The 23544-nt window shown below is 71.0% G+C and carries 23 protein-coding genes; 13 read left to right on the forward strand and 10 right to left on the reverse strand.

The features are described from left to right. The first annotated feature begins 80 nt into the window (after positions 1–80). The 4 genes from IE294_RS35430 to IE294_RS35445 are packed head-to-tail and all read left to right on the forward strand — an operon-like array spanning position 81 to position 2106. Entirely contained in the window at positions 81–266 is a 186-nt protein-coding gene (locus IE294_RS35430) for a membrane protein (RefSeq protein WP_014674677.1), read from the forward strand. Continuing rightward, on the forward strand, positions 266–859 hold the full coding sequence (locus IE294_RS35435; RefSeq protein WP_189893050.1) for a pilus assembly protein TadG-related protein: 594 nt from the start codon (positions 266–268) through the stop codon (positions 857–859). Before IE294_RS35430 ends, IE294_RS35435 begins: the two co-directional genes overlap by 1 nt. Positions 860–893: 34 nt before the next feature. Further along, positions 894–1475, forward strand: coding sequence for a hypothetical protein (locus IE294_RS35440; RefSeq protein WP_189893052.1), 582 nt, complete (start codon positions 894–896; stop codon positions 1473–1475). Positions 1476–1482: 7 nt separating this feature from the next. After that, entirely contained in the window at positions 1483–2106 is a 624-nt protein-coding gene (locus tag IE294_RS35445; RefSeq protein ID WP_189893054.1) for an OmpA family protein, read from the forward strand. 12 nt (positions 2107–2118) lie between these two features. Here the strand turns inward: IE294_RS35445 and IE294_RS35450 are convergent, their stop codons facing one another. Further along, on the reverse strand, positions 2119–2517 hold the full coding sequence (locus IE294_RS35450; protein WP_189893057.1) for a DUF192 domain-containing protein: 399 nt from the start codon (positions 2515–2517) through the stop codon (positions 2119–2121). A 59-nt stretch (positions 2518–2576) separates the two neighbouring features. Here IE294_RS35450 and IE294_RS35455 point away from each other — a divergent pair, with 59 nt between their 5' ends. The 7 genes from IE294_RS35455 to IE294_RS35485 all read left to right on the forward strand — a co-directional run bounded on the left by IE294_RS35455 (position 2577) and on the right by IE294_RS35485 (position 10690). After that, positions 2577–3485: an LLM class flavin-dependent oxidoreductase gene (locus IE294_RS35455; RefSeq protein WP_268252832.1), complete on the forward strand. Its 909-nt coding sequence runs from the start codon at positions 2577–2579 to the stop codon at positions 3483–3485. Positions 3486–3556: 71 nt separating this feature from the next. Continuing rightward, a complete protein-coding gene (locus IE294_RS35460) occupies positions 3557–4084 on the forward strand; it encodes a GNAT family N-acetyltransferase (protein ID WP_229917632.1) in 528 nt (175 codons plus the stop codon). 69 nt (positions 4085–4153) lie between these two features. After that, a complete protein-coding gene (locus tag IE294_RS35465; protein WP_189893060.1) occupies positions 4154–4945 on the forward strand; it encodes a class I SAM-dependent methyltransferase in 792 nt (263 codons plus the stop codon). Between the two features lie 696 nt (positions 4946–5641). After that, positions 5642–6415: an isoprenyl transferase gene (locus IE294_RS35470; protein WP_014674685.1), complete on the forward strand. Its 774-nt coding sequence runs from the start codon at positions 5642–5644 to the stop codon at positions 6413–6415. A 348-nt stretch (positions 6416–6763) separates the two neighbouring features. Then, a complete protein-coding gene (gene phoH2, locus IE294_RS35475; protein WP_189893062.1) occupies positions 6764–8089 on the forward strand; it encodes an RNA 5'-3' helicase PhoH2 in 1326 nt (441 codons plus the stop codon). Positions 8090–8496: 407 nt separating this feature from the next. After that, positions 8497–9195 carry an aggregation-promoting factor C-terminal-like domain-containing protein gene (locus IE294_RS35480; protein ID WP_449340735.1) on the forward strand — a complete coding sequence of 233 codons (699 nt, stop codon included), beginning with the start codon at positions 8497–8499 and terminating at the stop codon, positions 9193–9195. 160 nt (positions 9196–9355) lie between these two features. Further along, entirely contained in the window at positions 9356–10690 is a 1335-nt protein-coding gene (locus tag IE294_RS35485) for an AI-2E family transporter (protein ID WP_189893066.1), read from the forward strand. Positions 10691–10711: 21 nt separating this feature from the next. Here IE294_RS35485 and IE294_RS35490 read toward each other — a convergent pair whose 3' ends face one another. Continuing rightward, positions 10712–11245, reverse strand: a complete 534-nt coding sequence (locus IE294_RS35490) for an alkyl hydroperoxide reductase (protein WP_014674689.1) — start codon at positions 11243–11245, stop codon at positions 10712–10714. 3 nt (positions 11246–11248) lie between these two features. Beyond that, the gene (locus tag IE294_RS35495; RefSeq protein ID WP_014674690.1) at positions 11249–11803 is read right to left on the reverse strand and encodes a peroxiredoxin; all 555 of its coding nucleotides are present in this window, start codon (positions 11801–11803) and stop codon (positions 11249–11251) included. Between the two features lie 132 nt (positions 11804–11935). On the opposite strand from IE294_RS35495, the gene IE294_RS35500 reads away from it, so the two are divergent. Next, a complete protein-coding gene (locus tag IE294_RS35500) occupies positions 11936–12883 on the forward strand; it encodes a LysR substrate-binding domain-containing protein (RefSeq protein ID WP_189893068.1) in 948 nt (315 codons plus the stop codon). 67 nt (positions 12884–12950) lie between these two features. Here the strand turns inward: IE294_RS35500 and IE294_RS35505 are convergent, their stop codons facing one another. The 5 genes from IE294_RS35505 to IE294_RS35525 form a co-directional block, all read right to left on the reverse strand. Then, on the reverse strand, positions 12951–15281 hold the full coding sequence (locus tag IE294_RS35505) for an ABC transporter permease (protein WP_189893069.1): 2331 nt from the start codon (positions 15279–15281) through the stop codon (positions 12951–12953). After that, complete coding sequence (locus IE294_RS35510) at positions 15278–15967, reverse strand: ABC transporter ATP-binding protein (RefSeq protein ID WP_189893071.1); 690 nt, start codon at positions 15965–15967, stop codon at positions 15278–15280. The genes IE294_RS35505 and IE294_RS35510 overlap by 4 nt, the downstream gene beginning before the upstream one ends. Next, positions 15964–16491, reverse strand: coding sequence for a PadR family transcriptional regulator (locus IE294_RS35515; protein ID WP_189893073.1), 528 nt, complete (start codon positions 16489–16491; stop codon positions 15964–15966). Before IE294_RS35515 ends, IE294_RS35510 begins: the two co-directional genes overlap by 4 nt. Before the next feature lie 93 nt (positions 16492–16584). Beyond that, positions 16585–16830, reverse strand: a complete 246-nt coding sequence (locus tag IE294_RS35520; protein ID WP_189893075.1) for a type II toxin-antitoxin system antitoxin — start codon at positions 16828–16830, stop codon at positions 16585–16587. Then, positions 16827–17762 (reverse strand): SPFH domain-containing protein, encoded by a 936-nt coding sequence (locus IE294_RS35525; protein WP_189893076.1) that lies wholly within the window; start codon positions 17760–17762, stop codon positions 16827–16829. Before IE294_RS35525 ends, IE294_RS35520 begins: the two co-directional genes overlap by 4 nt. A 215-nt stretch (positions 17763–17977) precedes the next feature. Between IE294_RS35525 and IE294_RS35530 the strand changes: the two genes are divergently transcribed. Then, entirely contained in the window at positions 17978–20320 is a 2343-nt protein-coding gene (locus IE294_RS35530) for a transglycosylase domain-containing protein (protein ID WP_189893078.1), read from the forward strand. Positions 20321–20398: 78 nt separating this feature from the next. On the opposite strand, the gene IE294_RS35535 is transcribed toward IE294_RS35530, so the two are convergent. Together IE294_RS35535 and fomD are read right to left on the reverse strand one after the other, a co-directional pair. Beyond that, positions 20399–22516: a SpoIIE family protein phosphatase gene (locus tag IE294_RS35535; protein ID WP_189893080.1), complete on the reverse strand. Its 2118-nt coding sequence runs from the start codon at positions 22514–22516 to the stop codon at positions 20399–20401. A 325-nt stretch (positions 22517–22841) separates the two neighbouring features. Then, positions 22842–23534, reverse strand: coding sequence for a cytidylyl-2-hydroxypropylphosphonate hydrolase (fomD, locus tag IE294_RS35540; RefSeq protein ID WP_189893082.1), 693 nt, complete (start codon positions 23532–23534; stop codon positions 22842–22844). Positions 23535–23544 lie beyond the last annotated feature (10 nt).

Here is a 23544-nt window from a genome sequence, read left to right on the forward strand (position 1 = left end):
TTGGGCCCTGGGGCCCTCTGGCGGGGGCTGCTCCGAGCTTTACGTTTCCGGAAGCCGAAGCGAAGCCGGAGGGGAGCGTCATGAGCGACTGGATGCTGAAGTTGATGGTGGCGATGCAGCGCCGCACCGACGACAAGGGACAGACCGCCGTCGAGTACCTCGGGATCATCGCGGTGGTTGTGGCGATCGTGCTGGCGGTTACGGGTACCAGCATCGGTCAGTCGATCCTGCAAAAGATTCTTTCAAAGATCAACGAAATTACTTGATGCCTTTTCAGAGGCAGCGGGATGACGGGCAGGCCTTCCCCATCTACATCACGGTGGTGGCGGGCCTGCTCTTTCTTGCGTTCGCCTATCTCGCGGTCGGCCAAGCCGCGGTGAACCGAAGCGGCGCACAGACTGCGGCTGATGCGGCAGCCCTGGCAGCGGCTCAGGACGTACGTGATCAACTCGCGGGCCAGTGGGTGAAGGACGTGGCGGATCCCACCAAATGGCAGGACATCTTCGACGGAGACGCGGACATAGCCGACCCGTGCGGGCGTGCCGAACAACTCGCCGCACAGAACGATGCGCATCTCGATCACTGCTACCCGCTCGCGCATCGCAAGTACAAGGCGGAAGTCACGACCAACAAATCCGTTGGTGATTCCGTTGTGCCTACAACAGAAAACATCAAGTCGACGGCTTCTGCCACGGCCGAGATCCAGCCGCTCTGTACATTCAAGCCATTGGGTGGCGACGCGGAAGACGACAAGCTGCCTGAACTCGACTGTGACGGCAAGGTATGGGAGCTGGAGCCGAACGACCCGGCAGGGCTGCCCAAGCCCGAAGACCTCTTCGACGTCCACCTGGCCGACTGACATGCGAACGACGAGGGAAGAAGGAAGCGGAGCGATGAGCATTCGGTGCACCGCGATGGCCCGTAAGGGCGTGATCGCACTGACCCTCGTGGTCGGCTTCACCGTCGGTGTCACCGGCTGCGGTGGTAGCGGGGACGATGCCAAGAAGCCTCACGCGTCGACTTCCGTCTCCAAGGGCGGGGGATCGGACCCGAGTACGCAAGAAGGAGAGTCCACGGCTCCTTTGGCCGAGCTCAAGGGTACTGAGGGACTGCTTCTCCAGATCACTTCGGTGCAGCGTGACTCGGGCGGCTTCGTCACGGTGAACGGCGACCTGAAGAACGACGGAGCGAAATCCGTAGTCGTGCCGCCGCAGATGAGCGGCGATGAAACGGAGATCGTCAAGCACGGTCTGTCCCTGGGCGGCGCCACCCTCGTCGACCCCAAGGGGAAAAAGCGCTACTACGTACTACGCGACACAGAGGGCCGCCCCCTCACCACGACGGGCCTCGGCACTCTCCAGGGGGGACAGTCCCTGCCGGTGTTCATGCAATTCCCCTCCCCACCCCCCAACACCACCGAGGTGACCCTTCAACTGCCCACCTTCGCCAGTGCTTCCGTCAAGATCTCCGGGTGAGGCCCAAGTGATCACCGCGTCCCGGATCGCCCTCACGGCCGCTGTTCTGTTGTTCGTCGTGAATCTGCCCGCCACCCCCGCGATCGCGGACGACACCGGTCCCAGTGAACCCCCCGGTACCGAACCCTCCGCCGCCGCCCCGGTGAAGGTCGACCCCACGGATCCGGATCTGAAGCTTCCGGAAGGGGCCACGCTGGCCGAGGCCAAGGTGTTGGACATCAAGTCGGTCGTGGAGGACCAGAGCGGGGACGAACGGCGCGAGGACACCAACGCCGACGTGACCTTCGCCCTCCAGGCCGAAGTGCTGTTCGACAAGGACAGCGCCAAGCTCGGCGCGGAGGCGAAGGCCCGTATCGCCGGCATCGCCGAGGAGATCAGGAAGCAGAACGCGACCCAGGTCCGCGTCTTCGGCTTCACCGACAACCTCGGCTCCTCCGCCCACGGCGACACCCTCTCCAAACAGCGCGCCAACGCCGTACAGGCCGTACTGGACCAGGACCTGAACGCCCCGTCCATCACCTTCGACGTCCGCGGCTACGGCGAGCAGTACCCGATCGCCGACAACTCCACCGAGGCCGGCCGGAAGAAGAACCGCCGGGTGGAGGTGTCCTTCCCCCGTGTCCGGCAGTGAGGCGGCACCCGGCTAGCACCCCGGGTCCACCCCCGTCTCCGTCTCCACCTCCACCCGCGCTCCCGGCCGCAGCCCCCACCCCGCCATCGCCCCCGCCTCCGCCTCCAGTACGTGCCGTGCCCGCGGGCGCGGCAGGCCCAGGCGGCCGGGGCGCATCGTGCGGACGGCGATGACGGTCAGGCGGCGGTCCAGGTAGGCGACGTCGATCGGGATCCGCATCCCGAACGTGTGCACCCCACTGGCCGGCGACAGCAGCAGCGCCCCGTCGACCGTGTCCCGGCCCAGGAGCCCCTTCGTCCGCGCCCGGTAGGAGGCCGCGATCTCCAGGGGGACGGGGACGGCGGCCTGCCCCCCGCCCGAGCCCGCCCGCACGATCAGCCGTCCCCGTCCGTCCCGCCAGCGCCGCCCCATGCCCCTACCTCCCACGCCCAGCCACCCGTGTCGTCAACTCGCCCGGCCACACAAACGCGTTGTCCTTTGCCGTCCTCCCCACTAGGAAGGGCTCCATGACAGGACTCGGTGTCGTATTCCGCCCCCAGCTTCCTCCCGAGCGGCTGCGGGCCGTCGCCCGCCTCGCTGATGACGTGGGGCTCGAAGAACTGTGGCTGTGGGAGGACTGCTTCCTGGAGGGCGGGGTGTCCACGGCCGCCGCCGCGCTCGCCTGGACCGAGCGGGTGCGGGTCGGCATCGGACTGCTGCCCGTGCCGCTCAGGAACGTGGCCGTCACCGCCATGGAGGCCGCCTCGCTGGAGCGCATGTTCCCCGGCCGGGCCATCCTGACCGTGGGGCACGGGGTGCAGGACTGGATGGGCCAGGTGGGCGCGCGGGCCGCCTCCCCGCTGGGCCTCCTCGGTGAACATCTCGACGCCCTGCGCGCCCTGCTGCGCGGGGAGCGCCTCAGCGTGCGCGGGCGGTACGTCCGATTGGACGACGTCGCCCTCGACTGGCCCCCGGGGCGCCCGGTCGACGTCCTCGCGGGCGCCACCGGACCCCGTACGCTCCGGCTCTCCGGCGAGAAGGCCGACGGCACCCTGCTCACCGCCACCACCTCGGCGGACGGCGTACGGCGGGCCAGGAAGCTCGTCGAGGAGGGGCGGCGGGCGGCCGGACGTGACGGTTCGCACCGGATCGTGGTCTATCTGCTGGCCGCCACGGGCGCCGGTGCCGACGCCCGGCTGCGCGCCGAACTCGCCGCCGAGGGGGTGGAGGCGGGGGCGGACGTGGGGGTCGCCGGCGACGCGGGCGCGGTCGCCGAGGCGGTACGGCGGCTGGCCGGGGCCGGTGCGGACACCGTCGTCCTCCAGCCGACGGCGGACGAGCCCGACCCGGAGGGCTTCGTGCGCTTCGCCGCGCGGGAGGTCCGCCCGCTGGTGCCCTGAGCGGACGGCGCGGGACAGGGAGTCGCCGCAGGTCAGAGGCGTTGTCAGTGGCGGGTGTCACACTGCCCTGCATGACCGACCGACGCGAGCTGGACAAGACCGGTGACCGCGAGACCGCCGCGCCCGACCCGGATCTCCCCGTGGGTCTGCGGGCCGTCACGGACCAGGACCTGGAGGCCCTCTTCGCCTACGAGCACGACCCCGAAGCCGTCCGGCGGTCGAGGTTCACCCCCCGGCCGCGGGACGCCTTCTTCCGGCACTGGCGGGAGCGGGTGCTCGGTGACCCCGACTGCCTGGTGCGGACGGTCACCGTCGGCGGGGAGGCCGCCGGGAGCGTCGTGTCCTGGACGCAGGACGGGCGGCGGTTCGTCGGCTACTGGCTCGGGCGGCCGTACTGGGGCCGCGGGATCGGGACGCGCGCGCTCGGCCGGTTCCTGGAGCTGGAGCCGGTGCGTCCGCTGTACGCGGACCCCTTCGCCGGCAACACCGCCTCCGTGCGGCTCCTGGAGAGGCACGGCTTCGAGCGGACCGGCACGGTCCGCCACGGGACGGACGAGCACGTCATGCTGGTCCTCACGGCGCCGTCCGGGCAGAGCTGAGAGCGGTCCCGGCCCGGGGTGCGGAAAAACAGCGGGACCCGGCGGGGGTCCCGCTGGGATCATGGCCGTATGACTCCGCAGCGTTCCTTCGAGGACCTCGTGGCCGAGGGTGCCGCCGTACCGACCGAGGGGTGGGACTTCTCGTGGTTCGAGGGCCGGGCCACGGAGGAGCGGCCGTCGTGGGGGTATGCCCGGTCGGCGGGGGAGCGGCTGGCCGGCGCCGAGGCCGTGCTGGACGTCCAGACCGGCGGCGGGGAGGTGCTGGACTTCGCGCTGAGCCGGGCCGAGCCCGCCCGGCCGGTGCTGGTCGCGGCCACCGAGGGGTGGCCGCCGAACGTGGCGAAGGCCACCGCCCTGCTGCGGCCCCGGGGCGTCGTGGTGGTCGCCTCCCCGGACGACGCACCGCTGCCGTTCGCGGACGGCGCGTTCGACCTGGTGCTCAGCCGGCACCCGGTGCGGCCGTACTGGGCGGAGATCGCCCGGGTGCTGCGGCCCGGCGGGACGTACTTCGCCCAGCACGTGGGGCCGAGCAGCGTCTTCGAGCTGGTCGAGTACTTCCTCGGGCCGCAGCCGGAGGAGACGCGCGCCGGCCGTGACCCCGAGCGGGAGCGGGCCGACGCCGAGGCGGCGGGCCTGGAGGTGACCGGGGTGCGGGCGGAGCGGCTGCGGATGGAGTTCCACGACATCGCCGCCGTCGTCCACTTCCTGCGCAAGGTGGTGTGGATGGTCCCGGACTTCACGGTCGAGGCGTACGAGCCGCGGCTGCGCGCGCTGCACGAACGGATCGAGCGGGAGGGGCCGTTCGTCGCGCACAGCGCCCGGCACCTCTTCGACGTACGCAAGCCGGGTCGTCGGCCGTAGTCCGACCGGAGTTCGCCCGGGGTTTCCACATCGTTATCGAGCGTGGTTCACATCGGTCGCCTCGATCACGTAAGTTCAGACCAAGGTTATTCGCGTGAGCAAAGCTGCGCGGGCGGTACCGCGCAGTGGAGGGGGCTGCGCGGTGCCGTGGAGCCGTGCGGTCCCGGCTCGGGGGCGTAGCGGAGGCGTCAAGTCCACCCTTCGCCGACGGCGTCGCCCGTCCGGGGGGACCTGGGGCAACTCGCCAATGAACCCCAAGATGGCCTAATCCTTACGAATCCATTCGTATCCGACCGGATTTCCCTGGAATTCCGCTGTGAACTGGCCATGAAGCCCCCATGAATCTCGCATTCCGCGACCACCGGGGCGTCGCCGGATGATTCCGGAGAGTAGTTGTGGCCCGCCGATGCGCCCACCATCCCTCACGAAGGGTTATGGTGGAAACCCCCCCTCGGGCCGGTCCGTCTCCCCCCCCCCACGGACCGGCCCGTTTTTCTTCCCCGCTCCGGGAACCCGTTCAGGGAACGCGCCACGGGAACCCGCTCGGGGAAGCCCGCCAGGGGGGCCCGCTCCGGGAACCTCACGGCCCCGGTCCGCCGTCCCCACTGACGGGGCGGGCCATGACCAACCCCCGAGCAGCGGTAGGCTCAACGGCTCCGGCACCCCATCCCCCGCGCCCAACCCCCGGAGGGTCACGTGAACCTGCGCGACAAGCTGCGCGGTCTGCTCGTCAGGCTCTACGCACGCCGGGTGGAAGGCCACCTGGACCACGCTCAGGTGCCCAAGCACATCGGCGTCATCATGGACGGCAACCGCCGCTGGGCGAAGGCGTCCGGCTCCAGCACCGTCCACGGGCACCGGGCCGGTGCCGAGAAGATCGAGGAGTTCCTCGGCTGGTGCACCGAGACCGACGTCGAGGTCGTCACCCTGTGGCTGCTGTCCACCGACAACTTCGACCGGCCGCAGGAGGAACTCGTCCCCCTGCTCGGCATCATCGAGGACGTCGTCCGCACCCTCGCCGCCGACGGCCGCTGGCGGGTGCACCACGTCGGCACGATGGACCTGCTGCCCGCGCAGATGCAGACGGCCCTGAAGGAGGCCGAGGAGGCCACCGCCCACATCGACGGGATACTCGTCAACGTGGCCATCGGTTACGGCGGCCGGCAGGAGATCGCCGACGCCGTGCGCTCCATGCTGCTCGACGCGCAGGACAAGGGTGTGTCCATGGAGGACCTCGCCGAGTCCGTGGACATCGACATGATCGGCCGTCACCTGTACACCGGCGCCCAGCCCGACCCGGACCTGGTGATCCGCACCAGCGGGGAACAGCGGCTGTCCGGATTCATGCTCTGGCAGACCGCTCATTCGGAGTACTACTTCTGCGAGGTCTTCTGGCCGGCCTTCCGGAAGGTCGACTTCCTGCGCGCCCTGCGCGACTACGCCGCACGTCACCGCCGCTACGGCGGCTGACCCGCCGGCCCCGCCCCGTCGCCGCTCGGTGACGGGGCGTTGTCGTTTACCCCGATTGGCGGGAACGTAACGAGGAGTTCACCGGCGCGCTGGTGGCCGCATTTGCATGGCCGCGCATCATCGAGGGCATAGACCAAGCAGGTCGACGCCCGAACCACGGGCGTCGGATCTCAGCGGGCGGCACGGGGTCGCCCGCCCGGGAGGCCCTTTGCACCAGCCCGACCGTGCGGTCGCCGCACGGAAGCAGCCGCGGAGGGCCGGTTCACGGCCCGCCGTGCGCGGGGGCCGGACACCGGTCCAGCATCACTTCGTCGCTCCCCGACCTCATCCGAGGGGGTACGTCCTTCCGTGGTGACCAGCACAAAGCGCCACAAGCCCGACCGGCGCACGTATGTTCTCGACACCAGCGTCCTGCTGGCCGACCCGAACGCCCTGGCCCGCTTCGACGAGCACGAGGTCGTGCTCCCCATCGTGGTGGTCACGGAGCTGGAGGCCAAGCGGCACCATCCGGAGCTCGGCTACTTCGCCCGCCAGGCGCTGCGCCTGCTGGACGACTACCGGGTGAAGCACGGTCGCCTCGACGCCCCCATCCCGATCGGGGAACTGGGCGGGACGGTCCGGGTCGAGCTCAACCACTCGGACCCCAGCGTGCTGCCCACCGGCTACCGCCTGGGGGACAACGACTCGCGCATCCTCGCGGTGGCCAGGAACCTCCAGGCCGAGGGGTTCGACGTCACCGTCGTGTCGAAGGACCTGCCGCTCAGGATCAAGGCGTCCTCGGTCGGCCTGCTCGCCGAGGAGTACCGGGCCGAACTGGCCATCACGGAGAACTCCGGCTGGACCGGGATGACCGAACTCACCCTGCCGGGCGAGCAGGTGGACGTCCTCTTCGAGGAAGGGCACGTGTACGTCCCGGAGGCGGCCGACCTCCCCGTGCACACCGGCCTGACCATCCAGTCCGAGCGCGGCAAGGCGCTCGGCCGGGTCACCGCCGAGGGCAACGTCCGGCTGGTGCGCGGCGACCGGGAGGCGTTCGGCATCAAGGGCCGTAGCGCCGAGCAGCGCATCGCCCTCGACCTGCTGCTCGACCCGGACGTCGGCATCGTCTCGATGGGCGGCCGGGCCGGCACCGGCAAGTCGGCGCTGGCGCTGTGCGCGGGCCTGGAGGCGGTCCTGGAGCGCCGCCAGCACCAGAAGGTGATGGTCTTCCGGCCGCTGTACGCGGTCGGCGGGCAGGAGCTGGGCTATCTGCCGGGCACCGAGGCGGAGAAGATGAGCCCGTGGGCCCAGGCCGTCTTCGACACCCTGTCGGCGGTCACCAGCCGGGAGGTCATCGAGGAGGTCACCGCGCGCGGGATGCTGGAGGTGCTCCCGCTCACCCACATCCGCGGGCGCTCGCTGCACGACGCGTTCGTGATCGTGGACGAGGCGCAGTCCCTGGAGAGGAACGTCCTGCTGACTGTTCTGTCCCGGATCGGCGCGAATTCGCGTGTCGTTCTCACGCATGACGTGGCACAGCGGGACAACCTGCGCGTAGGCCGCTATGACGGTGTGGTCGCCGTGGTGGAGAAGCTGAAGGGGCACCCGCTCTTCGCGCACGTCACGCTGACGCGTTCCGAGAGGTCCCAGATTGCGGCACTTGTGACCGAAATGCTGGAGGACGGACACATCTGACGCATCTGGTGTGCGGCTGACGGCTGTTGGCGCCGTCCGGCAAAGGCCATGAGCCTAGCCGGGCGGCGCCTTCGTGCGTGGAGTTTTCCTGAAATCCCCAGGGCCAAACAGGATGTGAGCTTTCACACGCAACGCAGAATTGCCACGCGGCGTCCGGTTACGGCAGAGTCTCGTTTCTGTCAGGCCCCGCATACGACACAGCTGTACCCCCAGCGGTACGGCGCCACCTGAGCACCACCAACTCCATAGAGTTCGTCGTATGCCGCCCGAGCACCACACGGCGCTCCCTCCGGGGGAGTTGCCCACCGGGCCCGCGCCTCCGTGACCCCGCAGTTGGGAGGCCAGTGTCAGGGGCACGATCGCGTCCGCCAGGGTCACCGAAGCGGGCGATGCTGGAAGGAAACCGTGTGAGCCGGATTTCGGTCCGGGGATTCGCAGTGGCCTCCGCCACCGCGGTCACCGCTGTCGGAAGCGTCGTCGGCGTTGCCTCGGGCAGCACCGCGCAGACCAACGACGCCGAGGCGACGGCAGCCGACACCACGCTCCTCGCCGACATACCCGCGGGTCAGCAGGCGCAGGTGCAGACCGCGTCCCTGACGCAGCAGGCCGACGCGCAGGCCATCGCCGCGGACGTGAGCGCCAAGAAGGACGCCGAGGAAGCGGCCCGCAAGGCCGCCGCCGAGACCGCGATCGCCAAGAAGGAGCTCGCCGAGAAGGCGGCCAAGGAGGCGAAGGAGCGCGCCGAGGCGAAGGCCGCGGCCAGCCGTGGGACCGACGTCCGCGACTCCTCCAGCTTCCCGGTCCAGAGCAACTACACCGTGGCGCAGATCCAGGCGATGGCGCGCCAGATGGTGGGCGGCGGCCAGTTCCAGTGCTTCAGCAACATCGTGGACCACGAGTCGAGCTGGAACTACCGCGCGGTGAACGCCTCCTCCGGTGCCTACGGTCTCTTCCAGGCCCTGCCCGGCTCCAAGATGTCCTCCGTCGGCGCCGACTGGCAGACCAACCCGGCCACCCAGATCAAGTGGGGCCTCAACTACATGAACAGCCGGTACGGCAGCCCGTGCCAGGCCTGGTCGTTCTGGCAGGCCAACCACTGGTACTGAGCGCTCCGCCGGCGCAGCCCCTTCGCCGGTGCTCTCTCAACCCCGCGCAGCCCCTCCCCGTCCTCAGGGGAGGGGCTTTCGCCCTGTACGGTCGTATCCGAACGACTCCAGCGGGGGAGTGGTGGCAAGCACCCGGGGACGCGGGGGAAGAGGACGGATCATGTCGCGAGTGCCAGGGTGGCTCGGCCGGCTGGGGGCCGGTCTCACCGAGATGAGCGAGCGCCTGGACGAGCGCCGCGCCGAGGTGGAGAAGGAACACGACGAGCCCGCCGAGCCCGCCGATCCGGGGCCGGACGACGCGCCTGCCGCCACGGCGGTGCCCGTCCGCCGGCCCGCGGCGCGGTCCGGTCCCCGCCCCGATCCGGCCGAAGCGGTGCCGTGGGGCGTCCGGGTCGCCGCCGAGGCGGGCTGGCGGCTGCTGGTGCTGGCCGGCACGGTCTGGGTGCTGATGCGGGTCATCAGCGCCATCCAGCTCGTGGTGTTCGCCTTCGTCATCGCCCTGCTGGTCACCGCGCTGCTCCAGCCGACGGTCGCCCGGCTCACCCGGCGCGGGGTGCCGCGCGGCCCGGCCACCGCGCTCACCGCCATCAGCGGCTTCGTCGTCATCGGCCTGATGGGCTGGTTCGTGACCTGGCAGGTCATGGAGAACATCGACACGCTCTCCAACCAGATCCAGAGCGGCATCGACGACCTGCGCAACTGGCTGCTGAAGAGCCCGTTCCACGTCACCGACAAGCAGATCAACCAGATCGCCAAGAACCTCCGGGAGGCGATCGGAGCCAACGCCGACCAGATAACGTCCGCCGGTCTGGAGGGCGTCCAGGTCATCGTGGAGGCCCTCACCGGCATCCTGCTGGTGTTCTTCTCGACGCTGTTCCTGCTCTACGACGGCAAGCGCATCTGGCAGTGGTTCCTGAGGCTGGTGCCCGCCGCCGCCCGCCCGGGCGTGGCCGGCGCCGGCCCGCGCGCCTGGCGCACCCTGACGGCCTATGTGCGCGGCACGGTCCTGGTCGCCCTCATCGACGCCATCTTCATCGGCATCGGCATCTACTTCCTGGACGTGCCGATGGCCGTCCCGCTGGCCGTCTTCATCTTCCTGTTCTCGTTCATCCCGCTGGTCGGCGCGGTCGCCTCCGGCGCGCTCGCGGTGATCGTGGCGCTGGTCACCCAGGGCGTCTTCACGGCCGTCATGACCCTCGTCGTCGTCCTCGCGGTCCAGCAGATCGAGGGGCACGTCCTCCAGCCGTTCATCCTGGGCCGGGCGGTCCGGGTCCACCCGCTGGCGGTCGTCCTGACCGTGGCCGCCGGCGGCATGGTGGCCGGCATCGGCGGCGCGGTGGTGGCCGTACCCCTGGTGGCGGTGACGAACACGGTGGTGGGGTACCTGCGGCAGTATTCGCAGGAGGTCCAGCGGCACGCCCCCGCCGAGCCGGTGGCAGAAGCGGTGGAAGAGGCGGTGGACCGGAACGCGGAGGACCCCGCCCACCAGGGGTGAGCGGGGTCCTCGACGTACGGCCTATTCGGCCAGCACGGCTTCGGCGTCGAGGGTGACGCCGACCGCCTGCACCACGGAGGCGATCTTGAACGCCTCCTGGACGGTCTCGCGCTCCACGCCGGCCTTGCGCAGCACCTGCTCGTGCGAGTCCAGGCACATGCCGCAGCCGTTGATCGCGGAGACCGCGAACGACCAGAGCTCGAAGTCGACCTTCTCCACGCCCGGGTTGCCGATGACGTTCATCCGCAGGCCCGCGCGCAGGGTGCCGTACTCGTGGTCGGACAGCAGGTGCCGGGTGCGGTAGAAGACGTTGTTCATCGCCATGATGGCGGCGGCCGACTTGGCGGCCTGGTACGCCTCCGGCGAGAGGTTCGCCTTCGCCTCCGGCTCCAGCTCACGCAGCACGATCGGGGAACGGGAGGCGATGGCGGTCGCCAGCACCGTGCCCCACAGCTGCTGGGCCGGCAGCTCCGAGTTGCCGATGACCGAGCCCAGGTTGAGCTTCAGGTCCTTGGCGTAGTCCGGGATACGGGACTTCAGGGAGTCGAGCGACACGGGTCACTCACCAGCCAGCAGCGCGACCGGGTCGAGGGTCTGCTCGCCCTTGGTCCAGTTGCACGGGCACAGCTCGTCGGTCTGGAGGGCGTCCAGGACCCGCAGGACCTCCTTGGGGTTCCGGCCCACGGAACCGGCGGTGACCATCGTGAACTGGATCTCGTGGTTCGGGTCGACGATGAAGACGGCGCGCTGCGCGAAGCCGTCCTCGCCCTCGATGCCGAGGTCGCGCATCAGCTCGTGCTTGGAGTCCGCCATCATCGGGAACGGCAGGTCGGTCAGGTCCGGGTGGTCCTTGCGCCAGGCGTGGTGGACGAACTCGGAGTCACCCGAGAAGCCGAGGATCTGGGCGTCGCGGTCGGCGAACTCGTCGTTCAGCTTCCCGAACGCGGCGATCTCGGTCGGGCACACGAACGTGAAGTCCTTGGGCCAGGCGAAGACCACGAGCCACTTGCCCTCGTAGGACTTGTGGTGGATCTGCTCGAACTCCTTGCCCTTCTCCAGCGAGACGCAGGCGGTCAGTTCGAACTCGGGGAACTTGTCACCGACAGTGAGCACGCGCTCTCCTTGCAGCGAAGAAACGTCCCTTTTGGGGTGTTTCCCATGGGTTGGACGTGGTCGATGTTGGCACAGGGAGCATTGATTAGTGAAATAGCTACACTCGGTCGAGTTGATCGGAGGTTGTTATCAGTGACCGTGAGTAACGGCAAACGCAGGCAGCCGAGCCTGGCGCAGCTGCGGGCGTTCGCCGCCGTGGCCGAGCACCTGCACTTCCGGGACGCGGCGGCGGCCATCGGGATGAGCCAGCCCGCCCTGTCGGGTGCGGTCTCGACCCTGGAGGAGACCCTCGGTGTGACCCTCCTTGAGCGTACGACCCGCAAGGTGCTGCTCTCGCCCGCGGGGGAGCGGCTGGCCGTGCGGGCCAAGGCGGTGCTGGACGCGGTGGGCGCGCTGATGGAGGAGGCCGAGGCGGTCCGGGCGCCCTTCACGGGCGCGCTGCGCCTCGGGGTGATCCCCACCGTGGCTCCGTACCTGCTGCCGACCGTGCTGCGGCTCGTCCACGACCGCTACCCGCACCTCGACCTCCAGGTGCACGAGGAGCAGACCGCCAACCTGGTCGAGGGCCTGAACTCCGGGCGGCTCGACCTGCTGTTGCTGGCCGTGCCGCTCGGCGTCCCCGGAGTCGTGGAACTCCCCCTCTTCGACGAGGACTTCGTGCTCGTCACCCCGCTCGACCACTGGCTCGGCGGCCGGGAGGGCATCCCGCGCGAGGCGCTGAAGGAGCTGAACCTGCTCCTGCTGGACGAGGGTCACTGCCTGCGCGACCAGGCGCTGGACATCTGCCGGGAGGCCGGCCGCGAGGACGCGCCGGTCACCACCACGGCCGCCGGCCTGTCCACGCTGGTCCAGTTGGTGGCCGGCGGCCTCGGCTGCACGCTGCTCCCGCGCACCGCGCTGAAGCTGGAGACCACCCGCAGCAGCCAACTGCTGACCGGGTACTTCGCCGAGCCCGCCCCGAGCCGCCGGGTCGCGTTCGCGATGCGCGCCGGCGCGGCGCGCTCCGCGGAGTACGCGGAGCTGGCGGGCGCCCTGCGGGAGGCGTTGCGGGCCTTGCCCGTGAGGGTGCTGGCGGGGTGAGCGCCCGGTAGGGGCGCGGGGAATCCCGTCGACCGGCCACGACGGCGCCGCGGCCGGTCGACGGGATTCACTCGGTACGCAGGCCCTCCGGCCGCATCATCCTCACCAGCGGCGGCAGGCTCAGCGCGGTGACCGCGAGGACCACCGCCGCGCCGGCGCCGGTCAGGGACAGCACGCTCGGCCAGTCGACGGAGACCGGGGTCGCCGCCAGCTTCAGCAGGACCGTACCGAGGGTCAGGCCCACCGCGGCGGCCAGCAGCAGGCCGAGCGTGATCGGCACGGCCGTCTGCCACAGCACCGACAGGCCGAGTGTGCGGCGCCGGGTGCCGAAGGCGAGCAGGGACGACAGCAGCTTGCGCCGCTCGCGCAACTGCTCCAGCTGGGAGACCAGCAGGCTCGCCCCGATCAGCGCCAGCACACAGACCGCGCCGAGGAACAGTCCGGTGCGCAGGGAGGCGTACTGGTCGGACTGGACGGTCGTCGCCCAACGCCAGGCACTGGCGAGGCGGTCCACCCGTGCGGCCGTGTTCCGCACGTACTCGTCCGCGTACGGCACGGACAGGTCGAGGCGGACGAAGACCTCGTGGTACAGCGTCGACCTGGCCCCGGCGGGCAGCGCGGACGGGGTCAGCAGCAGACCGGTGACATCGGACCGGAGCGAGTCCTTGCGGGCGGTCACCTGCCGCAGACCGGCCGGCACCGTCCAGGGGATCTCCCGCCCGCGCTCGCTGGAGTAGGTGGCGTCGATGAAGCCGTGCCGGCCCGGCCGCATGAGGGCCCGCGTGGCGGCGTCGTCGGCCGTACTGGGCAGGACGAAGACGTCGCCGTCCCGGCAGGACGGCAGGCGGACCAGTTCGCGCAGCGCGGTGCAGTCGCCGACGGTGAGGCTCGCCGTGGTGCCGGGGTCGCGGCGCTTGTCGCCGAGTCCGCCGTGGGAGAGGGCCACCGACGCCCGCACGCCCTTGGTGTGGGCCAGCTCGGCGGCGGCCTGCGGCAGCCGGGAGCGGTCCGACAGGTCGACCTCCATCGAGGCCCGGTGGGGATCGCGGCCGGTGTTCTTGGTGTACTGGCCCTCCAGGCCCGCGAACAGCATCTGCAACGCGATCGCCCCGGCCACCGCCACCGCGATGCCGTTGACCATGCGGGCGGCCGTACCGCTGCTCAACTGAAGGCGTCGAACGGCCAGTTGCCAGGAGACCGAGCCCGCGCCGAGCCGGCTGACGAACGCCTCCACCAGCCAGGGCAGCAGCGCGGTGACGCCGACCAGGACCAGCAGCACACCGCCGGTGACGAGGTACTGGTTGAAGTCGCCGTGCGAGCGGCCCTGGCCGATCATCGGGTACAGCATCGCGAGGCCCGCCAGCGGCAGCAGCAGCCGCCACCACAGGCGCCGCCGGGCCTGCTTGGCCGTGCGCACCACGCCGAGCGGTTCCACGACCACCCCGCGCATGGCGAACAGCGTCACCAGCACCGCCGCCGCCGGGACCGCCACCGCGACCAGCGCGGCCAGTGCGGGGGACGGGTCGAGGTAGCTGGGGAAGAAGCTTTCCCCCCTGACCTCCACCGAGCCCGCCGCCTGCCGTCCGATCAGGAAGAACACCGTGCCGACGGCCAGTCCGAGCAGCGACCCGGCCAGCGCCTCGCCCGCCGCGATCCTGCGGGTCATCCGGCTGTCGGAGCCCACCAGCCGCAACGCGGCCAGCCTGCGGTCGCGCCGCTCGCCGCCGAACCGTACGGCCGCGGCGATGAAGACGGCGACCGGTGTCAGCAGGGCGACGAACACGACCAGCGTCATCAGCAGGAGCACCGGGTCGGCCCGCTCGGTCGTCGGGTGCGGATCGCCGAACGCGGTCAGCCGCACCACCCGCGAGCTGTTCTTGGTCACCTTCAGGCCCTCGGCACCGGCGTAGTAGGCCAGTTCGTGCGAGCCGACCAGCCCGGGTTCGCCGATCGTGCCGGTGATCCGGAACGGCAGCCGTTCCCGCAGGAGCTTGCCCCCGTCCGAGGAGAGCAGCTCCTTCAGCGCGGGCGAGGCCACCATCTCGCCCTCCTTCGGGAAGCGGTCGAGGCCGGGCGGCAGCGGCGCCCGCGCGCCCTCGGGCTCCAGCAGCCGGCCCCGGATGCCCTTGGAGTGCCACTCGGTGTCGGTCGTGCCGACCAGCACGGTGTTCTCGCCCCTGGGCGGCACGGCCGCGCCGTAGGTGAGGTCCTGGCGGGCATCTTCGCGCTGGTGCCGGGCCGTCAGCACGTTCGGCAGCGCCGTCGTGAGCAGCAGCAGGGCCACGCCCAGGCCGACGCCGACCGCCGTCAGCAGCATCCGGACCCAGCCCTCGCGTCCGCCGGTGAGGGCGAACCGGGCCCCCATGCCCAGGTCCCTGCACCACTGCCGGACGCTCATATGGCGCGCTCCATGTCGCGGGACCTGCCGTCGCGTACGACGATCTCGCGGTCGGAGTAGGCGGCCACCCGGGCCTCGTGCGTGACCAGGACCACGGCGGCGTTGGTGGAGCGGGCCGCGTCGGTCAGCAGCTCCATCACGCGTTCGCCGTTGAGGGAGTCGAGCGCGCCGGTCGGCTCGTCGGCGAACAGCACCCGGGGCCCGGTGACCAGCGCCCGCGCCACCGCGACCCGCTGGCCCTGGCCGCCGGAGACCTCGCCGGGCCGCTTGCCCTTGAGGTCGTCCACCTCCAGGCGCTCCATCCAGCTCAGCGCGGCCCGTTCGGCCTCCTTGCGGTGCGTGCCGTTCAGGCGCAGCGGCAGCGCCACGTTCTCCACGCAGGTCAGCTCCGGGACGAGCTGCCCGAACTGGAAGACGAAGCCGAACTCGCTGCGGCGCAGGGCGCTGCGTCCGGCGTCGCTCATGCCGGCCAGTTCGCGGCCGTCGTAGGTGATGGAGCCGGAGTCGGGCGGCACGATACCGGCCAGGCAGTGCAGCAGCGTGGACTTGCCGGAGCCGGAGGGGCCCATGACGGCGACGACCTCGCCGGGGTGGATGGAGAACGCGGCGCCGTCGAGCGCGACCGTGGGGCCGTAGGACTTGCGCAGGTTCTCGGCGGCGAGCAGGGTGCCGGGCGGGGGAGTCACTTGGCCACCACCTCCGCGCGGAGCCTGTCGAGGCGCGCGGCGGTCAGTTCCAGCCAGCGCAGATCGGCCTCCAGGTGGAACAGGGCGTGGTCGCAGATCAGCTGGTCCGCGAGGTCGCCCTTGCGCTTGCGGTCGGTCAGGATCCGCATGCTGCGCAGGTGTTCGGCCCGCTGCGTGTCGAGGATGTCGGCCGCGTCGCGGTGGGTGAGCAGGGCGAGGACGACCTTGGTGTAGAGGGTCGACTGGAGGTACTCCTCCGGCTTCTCCGGCGTGGCGAGCCAGTGCTCGACATCGGTGACTCCGGCGTCGGTGATGGCGTACCGCTTGCGCTCGGGGCCGCCGCCGGCCTCGATCCCGTCGACTTCCACGAGGCCGTGCTTCAGCAGCCGGGACATCGTGGAATAGACCTGGCCGTAGTGCAGCGGCCGGTCGTGACCGAACTTCTCGTCGAAGGCCCGCTTGAGGTCGTAGCCGTGGCGCGGGCCGGACTCCAGGAGTCCCAGAAGGGTGTGACCGATGGACATGGCAGCACAGTACACACGGTGTATACGCAGGGTGTATACGCGCTGTGCAGGGAGTGTGGCGGGCGGTACGGCCCCGCAGGTGGGGGCCGATTGTCACGGTTCCGACACAGGCGGCCGGCCCCGCCGCGGCAGCGGTCCGGTGTCCTTCGGCAGGCGCCCCGCCTCCGCGAGGGCGCGCCGCAGCAGGAACTCGATCTGCGCGTTCGCCGACCGCAGCTCGTCCCCGGCCCACCGGGCCAGTGCCTCGTACACCAGCGGGTCCAGCCGCAGCAGCACCTGCTTGCGCTGCTGCGGCCGGCGCTTCGGGGCCCCCGAAGGGTCCTTCACCGGATCCGTCACTGGTAGAGCGTCCCCGTGTTGAGGACCGGCTGGGGGGCCCGGTCCCCGCACAGCACCACCATCAGGTTCGACACCATCGCCGCCTTCCGTTCCTCGTCCAGCTCCACGATGTCCGCGTCCGCGATCCGGGCCAGCGCCGCCTCGACCATGCCGACCGCGCCGTCCACGATCTGCCGGCGGGCCGCGACGACCGCCCCCGCCTGCTGTCGCTGGAGCATCGCCGAGGCGATCTCGGGAGCGTACGCGAGATGCGTGAAGCGGGACTCGATGATCCGCACCCCGGCCGCCTCCACCCGCGCCTGGAGCTCGACGGCCAGCTTCTCGGTGATCTCCTCTGCGTTGCCGCGCAGCGACAGGCCGTCCTCCTCGTGGGCGTCGTACGGGTACTCGATGGCGATGTGCCGCACGGCCGTCTCGGTCTGGGTGGCGACGAACTCGGCGAAGTCGTCCACCTCGAAGGTGGCCTGCGCGGTGTCCTGGACCTTCCACACCACGACCGCGGCCAGTTCGATCGGGTTGCCGTAGGCGTCGTTGACCTTCAGTACGGCGGTCTCGTGGTTGCGCACCCGGGTGGAGATCCGGGTCCGGGAGGTGAAGGGGTTCACCCAGCGCAGGCCGTCCTGCCGGATCGTGCCCCGGTAGCGCCCGAAGAGCTGGACGACCCGGGCCTCGCCCGGCGCGACCGTGTTCAGTCCGCGCATCCCGATGGCGGACGCCAGCAGGACGACGACGCCGGCGGCGACGAGCCCGCCCTCGGCCCCGCCGGAGGGGGCCGCCGTGGAGGCCGCGAACAGCGCGACCGCGGCGCCGAGTCCGATCAGGCCGAGCAGCAGGGCGAGTCCGCCGCCGATGCTGTGGGCGGTGAACTCCCGCACCCGTGGCGCGGGCATCTCGGGGACGTCGGCGGTGGCGGCCGGCTCGGATATGGACATAGGGGACCCCCGCTTGTCGTAGTGCCTATCTTGGCTCTAGCTAAGTGATATCACTTTACCTCGCGGAGCAACCCTGGGCCAGTGACAGCCGTCGGTTCCGATGGGGCGGGTGCTGATTGTCACGTCCGTAAAAGAACGGATCGGACGCCCTTTGTCATATAGAGGGGTGTTAGCTTTCGGAGCTGACCCCGAGACGGAAGCGAGCGTAGGGACCCATGGGACGAGCGGAAGAGAGACGAGCGCGACAGCGCGGCGGCCACCGCGCGGCACCCAAGCGCCGCCGCTCCGCGCCCACGCCCTCGGCGGCCACCGCGTCCGGCGCCTCCGGCGGCGGGCCCGCGTCCGGCAAGCCCGCCAAGAGCCTCATACGCCGGATCTTCGGCTGGAAGAAGATCCTCGGGACCTTCTTCGGCGTGTGCCTGCTCGGCATCCTGGGCTTCATCGGCCTGTACCTGTACGTGGACATCCCCCAGGGCAACGCCGCCGCCCAGCAGCAGAGCAACGTCTACAAGTTCAGTGACGGAACGATCCTGGCCCGCAAGGGCGAGGTCAACCGCGAGATCGTCGACCTGTCCAAGGTGCCCCGCAAGGTCCAGCTGACCTTCGTCGCCGCCGAGAACAAGAGCTTCTACCACGACTCCGGCGTCGACCTGCGCGGCACCGCCCGCGGCCTGATCAACACGGTGTCCGGCAAGGGCAAGCAGGGCGGCTCCACGATCACCCAGCAGTACGTCAAGAACTACTACCTGAACCAGGACCAGACCGTCACGCGCAAGCTGAAGGAGCTGGTCATCTCGCTCAAGGTGGACCGCGAGAAGTCCAAGGACGACATCCTCGCCGGTTACATCAACACCAGCTACTACGGCCGCAACGCCTACGGCATCCAGGCCGCCGCCCAGGCGTACTACCACGTGGACGCCCAGGACCTCAGCGTCGCGCAGGGCGCCTACCTCGCCGCCCTGCTCCAGGCCCCCAGCCAGTACGACTGGGCCGTCGCCACCAAGACCGGCAAGCGGCTGGTCACCCAGCGCTGGAACTACGTCCTGGACAACATGGTCGAGGAGGGCTGGCTCTCCAAGAGCGACCGGGACGGCCTGCACTTCCCCTACCCGAAGGAGCCCAAGGGCGCCCCGGGCCTCGGCGGGCAGAAGGGCTACCTGGTCGAACTCGCCAACCAGCAGCTGGAGCAGCAGCTCATGGCGCAGGAGGGCCTGACCCAGTCCCAGGCGGAGAACGCCGTCGTCGACAAGGGCTGGACCATCACCCTCAACATCGACCGGAAGAAGCAGGCCGCGCTGGAGAAGGCCGTCAAGACCCAGCTGACCGCCAAGCTCGACCCGAAGAAGCGCAAGGTCGACGGCGCCATCCAGGCCGGCGCCGTCTCCGTCGACCCCAAGACCGGCAGGATCGTCGCGCTCTACGGCGGCCAGGACTACTACAAGCACTACTTCGACAACGCCGCCCGCCGGGACTACCAGCCGGCCTCCACGTTCAAGCCGGTCATCCTCGCCGCCGCCCTGGAGCAGAACGCCACCACCCAGGACGGCAAGCCGATCACCGCGAGCACTGTCTACGACGGCACCAGCCGCCGCCAGGTCCTGGACCACGGCGCCCAGGTCGGCTTCGCCCCGCCGAACGAGGACGACGTCGACTACGACAAGATCACCGTGCAGCAGGCGATGAACAAGTCCGTCAACTCGGTCTTCGCGCAGATGGGCGTGGACGTCGGCATGGACAAGGTCATGAGCACGGCGGGCAAGCTCGGCATGAACACCAAGGGCATGCAGGCGGTGCCCGCCCAGACCCTCGGCTCCATGGGCGCCAGCCCGCTGGAGATGGCCGGGATCTACGCCACCTTCGCCAACCACGGCTACAAGGTCACCCCGACGGTCATCAAGTCCGCGGAGAACAAGGGCCGTACGGTCGACATGCCGAACCCGGTCGGCGGCTCGGTGATCAGCCGTACGGCCGCCGACACGGTCACCTCGGTGCTCACCGGCGTGGTCGACGACGGTACGGCCAAGCAGTCCGTGGCGAGCAACGCGCTGCGCGACGGCCAGCAGGTGGCGGGCAAGACCGGTACCTCCGACGAGAACAAGTCGGCCTGGTTCACCGGCTACACGCCGACCCTGGTCACCTCCGTCGGCCTGTTCGGCGAGGACCCGAAGACCAAGGCCCACGTCTCCATGAAGGGCGCGACCGGCCTGCTCCCGCCGCCCGGCCGGATCAACGGCGGCGGCTACCCGGCGCAGATCTGGGCCGCGTACACCTTCGGCGTCACGGACAAGGCGAAGTTCGACCTGAACACCACGCAGGGCGCGGCCGTCGAGCCGACCGAGACGCCGACCTGGACGCACACCCCGACCCAGACGCCGTCGCAGACGCCGACCGAGACGCCGTCGCAGACGTCGCAGTCGCCGACCGAGACCCCGTCGCAGACGCCGACCCAGACCCCCAGCCAGACGCCCACCCAGACCCCGAGCCAGACCCCGACGAGCCCGCCGCCGACGACGTCGACCAGCCCGGAGAACCCGCTCGACCCGGAGAACGTCCCGTAGCCCCACGACAGGACACGACGGCGAAGGGCGCCCGGTCACACCGGGCGCCCTTCGCATGTCGCGGGGTTCGGCGGCCGTTCAGCCGCGGTTCAGCTCGAACCACACCACCTTGCCGGTGCTCAGCCGGGTCGCGCCCCAGCGCCGGGCCAGCCTGTTGACCAGGTACAGACCGCGCCCGCCCTCGTCCGTGGCCCGCGCCTGCCGCAGGCGCGGCAGCTGCGGCACGTCGTCGCCGACCTCGCAGCGCAGCACGTCCGTGCGCAGCAGCCGCAGCGTCACCGGCCGCGACGCGTACCGCACGGCGTTCGTCACGACCTCGCTGACCAGCAGCTCCACCGAGTCCGTCAGGTCCTCCAGGTCCCAGCGGGCGAGCGCGCGCCGGGCCAGCCGGCGGGCCTGGCCCGGGGCGGAGTCCTCCGGCTCCAGCGTCCAGTAGGCGACATCGCTCGGCGCGATCCCGTCGAAACGGGCGGCGAGCAGCGCGATGTCGTCGTCCCGGTCGCCCGGTCCGAGCATGTCCAGCACCTCGTCGCACAGCGCTTCCAGCGGCGGCGGATGGTCCGGACCGGTCAGCCGCGCGGTCGCGGCCAGCTTCTCCCGCAACTGCTCTATGCCGGTCCACACGTCCCGCAGCCGGGACTCCACCAGGCCGTCGGTGTACAGCAGCAGGGTGCCTCCGGCGGGTGCCTCCAGCTCCACCGCCTCGAAGTCGACCCCGCCGACCCCGATCGGCGCGCCCGACGGCACCCGCAGGACCTCGGCGTGGCCGCCCAGGTGCAGCAGCACGGGCGGCGGATGACCGGCGTTGGCGATCGTGATGCGGTGCGTCACCGGGTCGTAGACCGCGTACAGGCAGGTCGCCATGCGGTCGGTGCCCAGGCGCTGCGCCTGCTCGTCCAGGTGGTGCAGCACCTCCTGCGGCGGCAGATCGAGCCCGGCCAGCGTCTGCGCGGTGGTGCGCAGCTGGCCCATGATCGCCGCCGAGGTCATCGAGTGGCCCATCACATCGCCGACGACCAGCGCCACCCGGCTGCCGGGCAGCGGGATCGCGTCGTACCAGTCGCCGCCGACCCGCGCGGTCTCCGCCGCCGGCAGATAGCGGGAGGCCAGCCGGACACCGGTCGGCCGGGGCAGCGTCTCGGGCAGCATGGTGCGCTGCAACTCGTCGGCGATGTACGCCTCGCGGCCGTACAGCACCGCCTTGTCGATGCCGAGCGCGCTGTGCGTGGCCAGCTGCGCGGCCACCAGCAGATCGTCCGCCTCGAACGCGAGCCGGTCCGGGCGGCGCAGGAACAGGGCCGCGCCGATCACCCGGCGCCGGCCGCGCAGCGGCGCGAGGATCGCGTGCCGCTCGCCCGGTACGACCGCCTCACCGCCCTCGCCGAGCAGTTCGGGCAGCGCGTCCCGGGCGGCGGGCGCGTCGGCGAACACGGGGCGCACCCCGCGCAGCACCTCGTTCAGCGCGCCGCCCGGCCGCACCTCGCACAGCTCGGTGGTGAGCGCCGACAGGTCCGACAGCACGGACGGCTCCGGCTCGAACGCCGGCGGCAGCAGCACCCCGTCGGTGTCCCGCTCCGGGGGTATCCGGTCGGTACGGCGCAATCGCAGCACCACCGGACCGCTGGGCCGTTCGTCGCCGACCGGCAGCGGCTCGCGCAGGTAGACCAGTATCGCGTCGGAGAACGTCGGCACGGTGGCCCGGCACAGCCCCATGACGATCTCGTCGAGGTCGAGCCCGCGGGCGATCCGCCGGGTGGCCGCGCCCACGAACCTGAGCCGGTCCCCGTCGCGCCGCATGGGCATCGGCCGCCCCGGCGGCAGGGCCTGCCCGGTACGGCGTTCCTGACCGCCCGGCGACCGCTCCTGCGCGGCGCCGGGCTGCGCCGGGATGCCCTCCGGCGCGGGGCGCGGGCGGTGGGCGTCGGGTTCGGTGCCGGCGGGCTGGGCGTGCTCGGGGCCGTTGACTGGGGGCTCCTTCCCCTGGCCGACCGCGGGTTCCTTCCCCTTGCCACAGGGTGTGGCGGTGCCCGCTGCGGACGGCGTTCCGTCGGCCCGGGCCTGTACGGGTAAGGCCGGATCGCCGAGCTGCGTCGAAGGCTTCTGGGGCTGCTGCTGGGTACGCAGCAGTGCCCCGCGGGACTCCGCGGGGTCGACGCCCGGCTGGGGGCGTTCGAAGGAGGTGGGCTGCTCCGTCACGCGTGTCGCATCCATCCGTCCGGGGCTGTGCGCCGGGTACGCCGGGCGCGCAGTTGGTCCCGCCGACATCCCGATACCCGCAATACGTGCCCCAGGAACGGAATTTCCGCCGTGTCGCGGGCAGGCGCTGTGCCGGTGGCGAGATCCGCGCGGCCGGCGGCCCGGTCGCCGCACGCCTTCGTGGTGGTGCCCTGGTACCCCTCGCTCACGTCCTGCCGCCCCTCGGTGACGATCGGTCAAGCCCGGCGCATGCCCCTGAAGTTGCTCTTCCACGCCCTTGCGGAGGACGATCCTACGGTTCTTGTCTGGGGGCGTATCAAGGCTCTCACGAGGATACGCGCGCGGGTGTGCGGTCCCAGTCCTCGGGGAGGGAAGGTACCGTCCAGGACGGATCCGGGCGCCAGCGCGGCCAGCCGTCGCCGAACGGCGGCCCCCACGCGCGGATCACCTCCACCGCCTCCCGGCCGGCCGCCCGCACCTGCTCGGCGGTGGCCGCGTCCATCAGCCCGTCCCGCTGGGCCTGCGCGAACTCGTCCTCGTCGCGCCAGTGCCAACTGCGGTCCGGCTGCACGGTGATGTCCAGGAAGTGGTCCTCGGAGTCCACCCCGCCCGCCCACCGGACCAGCGGCTCCTCCAGGTTCACGTACCAGTTCTTGAACCGCCAGCCCGGCTCCCAGAACAGCCACACCGACCAGGGCCGGCCGGGCTGGGCCAGCTTCAGCACGCCCGTGCCGAACCAGCGGTCCCGCTGGACCGTGCGCGGCTTGGTGTACCGGGACTCCAGCGGCTCCAGGTGCACGGGCGTGCCGTCGGCCAGGACCGGCTTCACGCACTCGGTGCCGGGGGCCAGCCACACCGCCAGCAGGTCCGCGTCGTCGCGTACGACGGTGACCGGCCGCGCGATGTGGTACCGCTCGCCGCCGTTCGCCCGATAGCGCCACAGGATGTGCGTCCCCGGGGTCCAGTAGGTCGCCGCCGGCCCCGCCGCCACTCGTGTCATCGCTCCGTCGTCCGTCATGGACAGATAT

The organism is Streptomyces canarius, from assembly GCF_014650735.1.
Lineage (GTDB): Bacteria > Actinomycetota > Actinomycetes > Streptomycetales > Streptomycetaceae > Streptomyces > Streptomyces olivaceoviridis.

Bases quoted from the DNA above. Each gene is read 5' to 3' on its own strand.
- IE294_RS35440 (WP_189893052.1), top strand. From the start codon at position 894: ATGAGCATTCGGTGCACCGCGATGGCCCGTAAGGGCGTGATCGCACTG.
- IE294_RS35450 (WP_189893057.1), bottom strand. From the start codon at position 2,517: ATGGGGCGGCGCTGGCGGGACGGACGGGGACGGCTGATCGTGCGGGCG.
- IE294_RS35530 (WP_189893078.1), top strand. From the start codon at position 17,978: ATGGGACGAGCGGAAGAGAGACGAGCGCGACAGCGCGGCGGCCACCGC.
- IE294_RS35515 (WP_189893073.1), bottom strand. From the start codon at position 16,491: ATGTCCATCGGTCACACCCTTCTGGGACTCCTGGAGTCCGGCCCGCGC.
- IE294_RS35485 (WP_189893066.1), top strand. From the start codon at position 9,356: ATGTCGCGAGTGCCAGGGTGGCTCGGCCGGCTGGGGGCCGGTCTCACC.
- IE294_RS35505 (WP_189893069.1), bottom strand. From the start codon at position 15,281: ATGAGCGTCCGGCAGTGGTGCAGGGACCTGGGCATGGGGGCCCGGTTC.
- IE294_RS35430 (WP_014674677.1), top strand. From the start codon at position 81: ATGAGCGACTGGATGCTGAAGTTGATGGTGGCGATGCAGCGCCGCACC.
- IE294_RS35435 (WP_189893050.1), top strand. From the start codon at position 266: ATGCCTTTTCAGAGGCAGCGGGATGACGGGCAGGCCTTCCCCATCTAC.
- fomD (WP_189893082.1), bottom strand. From the start codon at position 23,534: ATGACGGACGACGGAGCGATGACACGAGTGGCGGCGGGGCCGGCGGCG.
- IE294_RS35465 (WP_189893060.1), top strand. From the start codon at position 4,154: ATGACTCCGCAGCGTTCCTTCGAGGACCTCGTGGCCGAGGGTGCCGCC.
- IE294_RS35460 (WP_229917632.1), top strand. From the start codon at position 3,557: ATGACCGACCGACGCGAGCTGGACAAGACCGGTGACCGCGAGACCGCC.
- IE294_RS35525 (WP_189893076.1), bottom strand. From the start codon at position 17,762: ATGTCCATATCCGAGCCGGCCGCCACCGCCGACGTCCCCGAGATGCCC.